Origin of the sequence: Azospirillum sp. B4 (assembly GCF_000333275.1) — a bacterium.
Classification (GTDB): Bacteria; Pseudomonadota; Alphaproteobacteria; order Azospirillales; family Azospirillaceae; genus Nitrospirillum.
The window spans coordinates 1-7,451 of record NZ_BACU01000360.1; the positions used below are offsets into that span (position 1 = coordinate 1).

4 protein-coding genes are annotated in these 7,451 nt (G+C 72.2%); all 4 read right to left on the bottom strand.

Features of this window, described 5'->3' with window-relative positions; translation table 11 throughout:
• Positions 1–951 (bottom strand): KUP/HAK/KT family potassium transporter (locus I55_RS15790; protein WP_199902612.1); only part of this gene is annotated, 951 nt, incomplete at its 3' end.
• Between the two features lie 216 nt (positions 952–1,167).
• Positions 1,168–3,162: a beta-N-acetylhexosaminidase gene (locus I55_RS15795; protein ID WP_044561544.1), complete on the bottom strand. Its 1,995-nt coding sequence runs from the start codon at positions 3,160–3,162 to the stop codon at positions 1,168–1,170.
• A 101-nt stretch (positions 3,163–3,263) separates the two neighbouring features.
• On the bottom strand, positions 3,264–5,024 hold the full coding sequence (nagE, locus tag I55_RS15800; RefSeq protein WP_085940022.1) for an N-acetylglucosamine-specific PTS transporter subunit IIBC: 1,761 nt from the start codon (positions 5,022–5,024) through the stop codon (positions 3,264–3,266).
• Positions 5,024–7,451, bottom strand: a 2,428-nt coding sequence (gene ptsP, locus I55_RS15805; protein WP_044561546.1) for a phosphoenolpyruvate--protein phosphotransferase, incomplete at its 5' end; no start/stop codon positions are given. The genes nagE and ptsP, both read right to left, overlap by 1 nt.

Here is a 7,451-nt window from a genome sequence, read left to right on the forward strand (position 1 = left end):
GCCAGGATGACCAGCGCACCAGCGCCATTTCCGGCGCCAGGCGGTAGAAGGGGTGTCCACGCGTCCCGGCCGGTCCAGCAGCAAGGCGCCCTGGCCCAGGTAGTTCAGCACCAGGGCCGGGAAGACGATGACAAACCAGGCGCGGCGGATGGGGCCAGCGCCGAAATGGCCCATGTCGGCGTACAGGGCTTCCGCCCCGGTCAGCGCCAGAAAGACGGCGCCGAAGACGGCGAAAGCCACACCCGGCGCGTGCACCAGCAGATGTTCGGCCGACAGGGGGTTGAAGGCCATCAGGATGTCGGGCCGCTGCGCCACATGGTAAAACCCCATGCCGGCCAGCACGGTGAACCACAGCGCCATGACGGGACCGAACAGCCGGCCGATGACACCGGTGCCCCGGTGCTGGATGGCGAACAGCCCGATCAGCACCGCCACCGTCAGCGGCAGGACGGCGGCGGCCAAGTGCTTGTCCACCACGCCCAGGCCCTCCATCGCCGACAGGACGGAGATGGCGGGCGTGATGGCACCGTCACCGAACAGCAGGGCGGCACCGCAGATGCCCAGGAACACCACCATGGGCACCATTTCCTTCGCGTTCGGCGGGTGCACCAGGGACAGGAGCGAGAGGATGCCCCCCTCCCCTTCGTTGTCGGCCCGCAGCACCAGGGCCACGTACTTCACCGCGACGATCAGGATAAGCGCCCAGATGATCAGGCTGACCACCCCCAGCACGTCGCCCTCGCTGGGCAGGCGGCCGTGGTGGGTGACGGCGCCCAGCGCCGTCTGCATGGCGTAGAGGGGCGAAGTGCCGATGTCGCCGAAGACCACGCCCAAGGCGCCCAGCAGCAAGGCGCCGGCACTGCCGTGGACATGGCCGTGACCATGCTCCGCCACGCCATCGACACCCGCGCCCTGACCAGCGTCGGGCCGGGCGCCCGCCGTAGGTTCCATCTGCGTCATCCGCTTGAAGCTCCCGCCCCGCAATCCCCGCCGCCACCGGCCAACTATTTCAGATAGGCGATGTGCCGCACCCTTCTACCGTCAGCACGGTCAGGGCGGCAATGCGACGGAGGGGCATTGCGGATGGCGCGCCACTAACGGGGCCCCCGGGTCAAGGGGCAGGTGCCCTTATCCTGGGCTAGTTGCCTCATTCCTCGGGATGGAACGTCAAGGCGCCACCTTCACCAGCCGGGCCACCGCCGGCAGGATGGCGAACTCCAACTCCGCGCCGGCGTCCGCGGCGTCCGCCACCGCCTTTTCCCTGCCGGCCCGGTCCACCATCGGCTTGCCGGTGTGCAGCGCCTCGGCGGCGGCCATGCCGGCATCGGCCAAACGGGCCAGCTTGGCCGACGGACCAGCCAGTTCGGCCAGCAGCGGCGTAGCCGCGACGTGGGGTCCCAGCAGGGTGTCGCCTTGAGCCCAGACCATCAGCGGCCGCCACACCGCCGCCCGCGCCTGGACATCCTTGGGGTTGGCCAGGAAATGCTCCACCGCCAGACCGAAGGCGCGCGCCTGGCCGCTTTCCGCCGGCACCGCGTCCACCAGGCGGTTCAACGGCGTGGACTGGACCGCATCGGGGCGCAGCGCCGAGCGCCGGTAGTCCTGCAAGGGCTGCACCGCCTGGGCCAGGGGCAGCAGGGCATCCACCCCGGCCGGCCCCGCCACCCGGGCCAGCATGGCGGCACCGGCCGACTCATGCCGCGACCCAGCCGAGGCGAGGTCGCGGGCGACCGCGTCCAAGCGGGCGTACATAGCGGCGCCGTCACCGGTCATGGCCCGGGGCGACCACAGCTTTTCCGCCACCACGGCGGCGCGGGGCCACAGGCGGATGTCCAGGTTCTCCGGCGACAGCCGCTCGCTCCAGGCGCAGGCCTCGCCACCCAGGATCAGGCTTTCCAGCCCCGCCGGCAGGTTATCCGGCATGGGGTCGGCGGCGTAGTGGCGGCCGGCCGGCCAGTTCAGGTCCAGGTAGTAGGGCGCGGACAGGATGCCGGCATGGCCGGCCAGCGCCGCCTTCTTCAGCGATTCCGCATCACGCCAGGACTGCACCGCCACATCCTTGGGCATGTCGCCGTCCATGATCTCATCCCAGCCGATGGCGTGCTTGCCATGGGCCGCGACGATGGCCTGGACCCTGGTGGTGAACAGGGCCTGCAGGGCGGCGGTGTCCTTCAGGCCATGGGCCGTCATGTAGGCCTGGACGGCGGGGGTGGCCTTCCACTGTTCGCCGTTCACCTCGTCCCCACCGATGTGGAAGTAGGGATCAGGGAACAGGCTGGTCATTTCGCCAACGAGACGATCCAGAAACTGGTATGTCTCCTCCCGCGTCGGGTCCAGCGCGGGGTCGAAGACGCCCCAGTGCCGCTCGATGGCGAAAGGGCCGGGCTGGCTGGCCAGCTCGGGATAGCCCACCAGCCAGGCGGTGGTATGGCCGGGCATGTCGAATTCCGGCACCACGCGGATGCCCCGGTCGGCGGCGTAGCGGATGACGGCGCGCACCTGGTCCTGGGTATAGAAGTCACCGTCCGACCCCAGTTGGTGCAACTTGGGGAAGACCTTGCTTTCCACGCGGAAGCCCTGGTTGTCGGCCAGGTGCCAGTGCAGCACGTTCAGCTTCACCGCCTGCATCAGGTCGATGGTGCGCTCCACCGTGGCGACGGGCATGAAGTGGCGCGACACGTCCAGCAGCAGGCCGCGCCAGGGGAAGCGGGGCTGGTCGTGGATGGTCACCACCGGCACGGCCCACCCCTGAGGCCCGTTGGCCACCAGTTGCGCGAAGGTGGCGATCCCCCGGTTGATGCCGATGGACGTCGCCGCCGTGATGCTGGCGCCGGTGGGCGTCACCTTCAGGGTGTAGGACTCATCCTCCCGGGGCGCCGGGACGGTGGCGCTGACGCCGGTGACCGTCAGGGTCAGCGTGGCCTTCACGCCCGCCACCGGCGCCCCGGCCAGGAACTGCCCCGTCTTCGCACCCAGGCGCTGGATCAGGATATGGGCGGCGACCTCCAGATGCGGATCCGCCGGCCCCGCCAGCGCCACGGTGAAGCCGCCGTCCACCAGCAGCTGCCCCGTGCCCGTGGTCATGGCCGCCGGCAAGGGCATCAGGGCCGCCTGCCGGCCCCCTGGCTGGGCGTACGCGGCGGGGCCGAAGCTCGCGGCCATCAGGGTCACTCCGGAGACAAGCAGAGTCGTCAGTCGCATAGGAAGGCGCCCTCGGGGAATGGAACGGGACTTGGGGGGAACCAGCCGGACGCCGGCGGAGGTCAGCCGCCGGCCATGGCGTGCGCCAGGGCATCGGCAAGCGGGGCGGCGGGCGCCCCGGTCAGCAGATGCAGACGGCCGCCGCCCAGCTGGGCGACGCCGCGCAGGCCCAGGGCCAGCAGGCGGCCCTCATCCACCCCGGCGTCGCTGGCGACGGTCAGCAGCAGGCGGCTGGCCCGCGCCTCCACCGCCCGGACATTGCCCTTGCCGCCCAGGGCTTCCAACACGGAAACAAGGTCGGGCAAGGGGGCCGGAGCCACCACCGCGGGCGCCGGCTGCACCACCGGCACGGCCACAGCGACCGCGCCGCCAGCCGGCGGATGGGTCAACGCCTGGCGGATCTCGCCCGCCACCTGGTCGGCCACGGGGCCCAGCACCACCTGAAACGCCGTCGCGTTGGGCCGCACCACGCCCCGGGAACCCAACGCCGTCAGCGCCGCCTCATCCACCGCGCGGTTGTCGGCTAACACCAACCGCAGACGGGTGGTGCAGGCGTCCACCATGCGGATGTTGCCGGCGCCGCCCAACGCCACGACGAAGCCGCCCCCCCGGCCGCTTTCGGCCAGGGCCTGGGCGGAGACGACGGCCACCGGCGCATCCTCCCGCCCCAGGGTCTTCAGGTCGAAGCGGCGGATGACGAAGGCGAAGACGGTATAATAGACGGCGAAGTAGGCGACCCCCACGGGCAGCAGCAGCAGCGGCCGGGTCGCCTTGCCGAAATTGACGATGTAGTCGACCAGACCGGCGGAGAAGGTGAAACCCAGCTTCACCCCCAGCACGTCCATCACCACCATGGCCAGGCCCGTCAACACGGCGTGCAGGGCGTACAGCGGCGGCGCCACAAACATGAAGGTGAACTCGATGGGCTCCGTCACGCCGGTCAGGAAGGCGGTCAGCGCCATGGACAGCAGCATGCCGCCCACGGCCGCGCGCCGTTCCGGCTTGGCCGCGCGGTACATGGCCAGGCAGGCCGCCGGCAGGCCGAACATCATCACCGGGAAATAGCCGGCCATGAAGCCGCCGGCCGTGGGGTCGCCGGCGAAGAAGCGCTTCAGATCGCCCGTGGCCCCGTGATAGTCGCCCAGGATGAACCAGGCGACGTTGTTCAGGATGTGGTGCAGGCCGGTGATGATCAGCACCCGGTTCAGCAGGCCGTACAGGAACAGGCCGACGTCGCCGGCGGACAGCACGGCGCGGCTGAGCCCGTCCAGCCCGGCCTCCAGCACCGGCCAGCCGAAGCCGAAGACCAGCGCCAGGCCTAAGCCGGCGAAACCGGTGGCGATGGGCACGAAGCGCCGGCCGCCGAAGAAGGACAGGAACTCCGGCAGCTTCAGTTCGCTATAGCGGTTGTAGAGCCCGCCGGCCAGCAGGCCGGACAGGATGCCGGCCGGCACGCCGATCTTGGCCACCGCCTTGATCTTGTAGCTGGTGGCGGCGGCGTCCAACGCCGTTCCGGTGAGGCCGGCCACCACCTCGGGCGGCACGCGCACCAGGGCCTGCGCCCCCTGCGTCGCCACCAGGAAGCCCACCACGCCGGCCAGGCCGGCGGCGCCGTTGTTCTCCCGCGCCAGGCCGACCGCCACGCCGATGGCGAAGACCAGGCCCAGGTTGGTGAAGATGGCCTCGCCGGCGGCGGCGATGAAGGGGATGCCCAGCAGATCGGGCTGCCCCAGACGCAGCAGCAGGCCGGCCACCGGCAGGACGGCGATGGGCAGCATCAAGGCGCGGCCCAGCTGCTGTATCACGGCGAAGCGGTCGCGCATCAGGCGGCTCCCTCGGTAACGGATGCCACCATACCCGCGCGGGCCAGCAGGCTGCGCACGGCGGCGGCGGATTCCTGCGCCAGCGCCTCCCGCGCCAGGGCCACGCAGGCGGCCTTGTCCAGCGGGCGCAAGGCCGCCTTGATGTCCGGGATGGTGGGCGGGGTGGCCGACAGCTCCGTCACGCCCAGGCCCACCAGCAAGGGGGCGGCGGCGGGGTCGGAGGCCAGGGCGCCGCACACGCCCACCCAGCGGCCATGCTTGGCTGCGCCCTCCGCCGTCTGGCGGATCAGGCGCAACACGGCGGGGTGCAGGGCATCGAGGCGGGCGGCCAGGTCGGGGTTGCCCCGGTCCATGGCCAGCACGTACTGCGTCAGGTCGTTGGTGCCGATGGACAGGAAGTCGGCCTCGGTGGCCAGCTGGTCGGCGGTCACCGCCGCCGCCGGCGTTTCCACCATGACGCCCAGCTGCACCGGCGGGGCGTGGCCCAGGGCCTCACGCTCATGGTCCAGCATGTCGCGCACCGCCCGCACCTCATCCAGGGTGGCCACCATGGGAATCATGATGCGGCACTGGCCCACCGGACGGACACGCAGGATGGCCCGCAACTGGGTACGCAAAATCTCCGGCCGGCGCAGGCCGATGCGCACGCCGCGCAGGCCCAGGATGGGATTCTCCTCCCGCGGCAGGGGCAGGTAGGGCAAGGGCTTGTCGCCGCCCACGTCCAGGGTGCGGATGATCAGCGGCCGGCCGGCAAGCGCCGTGGCCACCGCCTGGTACTGGGCTGCCTGCTCGTCCTCATCCGGCGCCGTCTGGCGGTCCAGGAACAGGAATTCGGTGCGCAGCAGGCCGCAGCCCTCGGCCCCCTTGGCCACCCCCTTCACCGCGTCGGCCACCTTGCCGACATTGGTGTAGACCTCGATACGGGTGCCGTCGGCCATGACGCAGTCGGCCGCCGCCGCCCTCAGGTTGGCCTCGGCCCGGGCCTTGCGTTGCGCCGTCTCCCGCTCCAGCCGGGCCAGGTCGTCGGCCGGCGGCTGCACGTGCAGGAGGCCCCGGTCGGCATCCAGGATCAGGGGGGCGTCATCGGGGATGCGCAGCACCGCCGCACCGCCCGCGACCAGGGCCGGCACCCCCATGGACGCCGCCAGGATGGCGACATGGCTGGTGGGGCCGCCGCGCGCGGTGCAGAAGCCGGCCAGGCGGCTGGCGTCCAGGTTGCTGAGCTGGCTGGGCATCAGCTCCTCCGCCACCAGGACGGCGCCCTGGGGCAGGATCACCGGCTGCGGTTCCCGCCCCGCCAGGGCCAGCATGACCTGGCGGCGCAGGTCGATCAGGTCGGCGGCCCGTTCCGCCATGCGGGGATTGCCCAGGGCGCGCAACGCCGCGGCGGAACGGTCGGTGGCGGCGCGCCAGGCGGGGCCCGCCCCCTCCCCCCCCGCGATCGCGGCCCGCGCCTCGTCCAGCAGGTCGGGATCGTCCAGGATGGCCAGGTGGGCCTGGAAGATGTCGCGGCGCTGGGTCTGGCGAGCCTCGTCGGCATGGGCCACGGCGGCGGCCAGGCGGGCGCGCACGCGATCCAGGGCCCCGTCCAGGGCCTGCTGCTCGGCGGCGGCGCCCAGGCCGGTGGCCGACACCTCCACCTCCTCATCCTGCAAGCGGAAGGCGCGACCCAGGGCCAGGCCCGGCGCGGCGGTCACGGCGCGGATGACAACCGTCTCGCCGGCGGCGAACGGCGGCTGCGCCTCCAACGCCTGCGGCTCATCGTGCGGCGGCACGGCGGCGCTGGGCAGGGAGGGCACGGGCAGCGCCTCGGCAAGTACCACCGGTGTCTCACCCAGGCCGCCGGCGATCGCGGCGGCCACGGCGGCCACGGCGGCGGCGGCGTCCCCGCCCTCCGCCACCACGGTCAGGGCGTCGCCATGGCGCAGGCCCAGCGCCATGGCGGCCACAGCGCTCTTGGCGTTGGCGCGGCGGCCTTGGGCGGCCAGGAAGACGCCCGCCGCGAAGGGTTTGGCGGTGGCGGCCAGCACGGCGGACGGCCGGGCGTGCAGGCCGTGCACCAGGGGCAGCAACACCGACTGCTCCGCCCGCTGCGCGCGATCGTCCGCCCCGGCGCCGGTGCCGGCGTCCCCCTGCACCAGCAAGGTCATCAGCACCTCGCCCACCCGCACGCGGGCACCCGTCCTGGCCTCCACCACCTGGACGGCCGGACCGCCGGCGATGATCAGGGGCGTCAGCAGGCTCTTGGCCTCGACCGCCAGCAGATCCATGTCGAAATCGATCAGGGCGTCGCCCGCCCGCACGGCGTCGCCTTCGGCCACGTGCACGGTGAAGCCATGGCCGCCCAGTGCCACGGTCTCCAGCCCGACATGCATCAGGATTTCCACGCCGCAATCGGGGCGCAGCGTCACTGCGTGACGGGCGCGG

Excerpts from the sequence above, each read along its gene's own strand:
- I55_RS15795 (WP_044561544.1), bottom strand. The coding sequence starts at position 3,162 with ATGGCCGCGAGCTTCGGCCCCGCCGCGTACGCCCAGCCAGGGGGCCGG.
- nagE (WP_085940022.1), bottom strand. The coding sequence starts at position 5,024 with ATGCGCGACCGCTTCGCCGTGATACAGCAGCTGGGCCGCGCCTTGATG.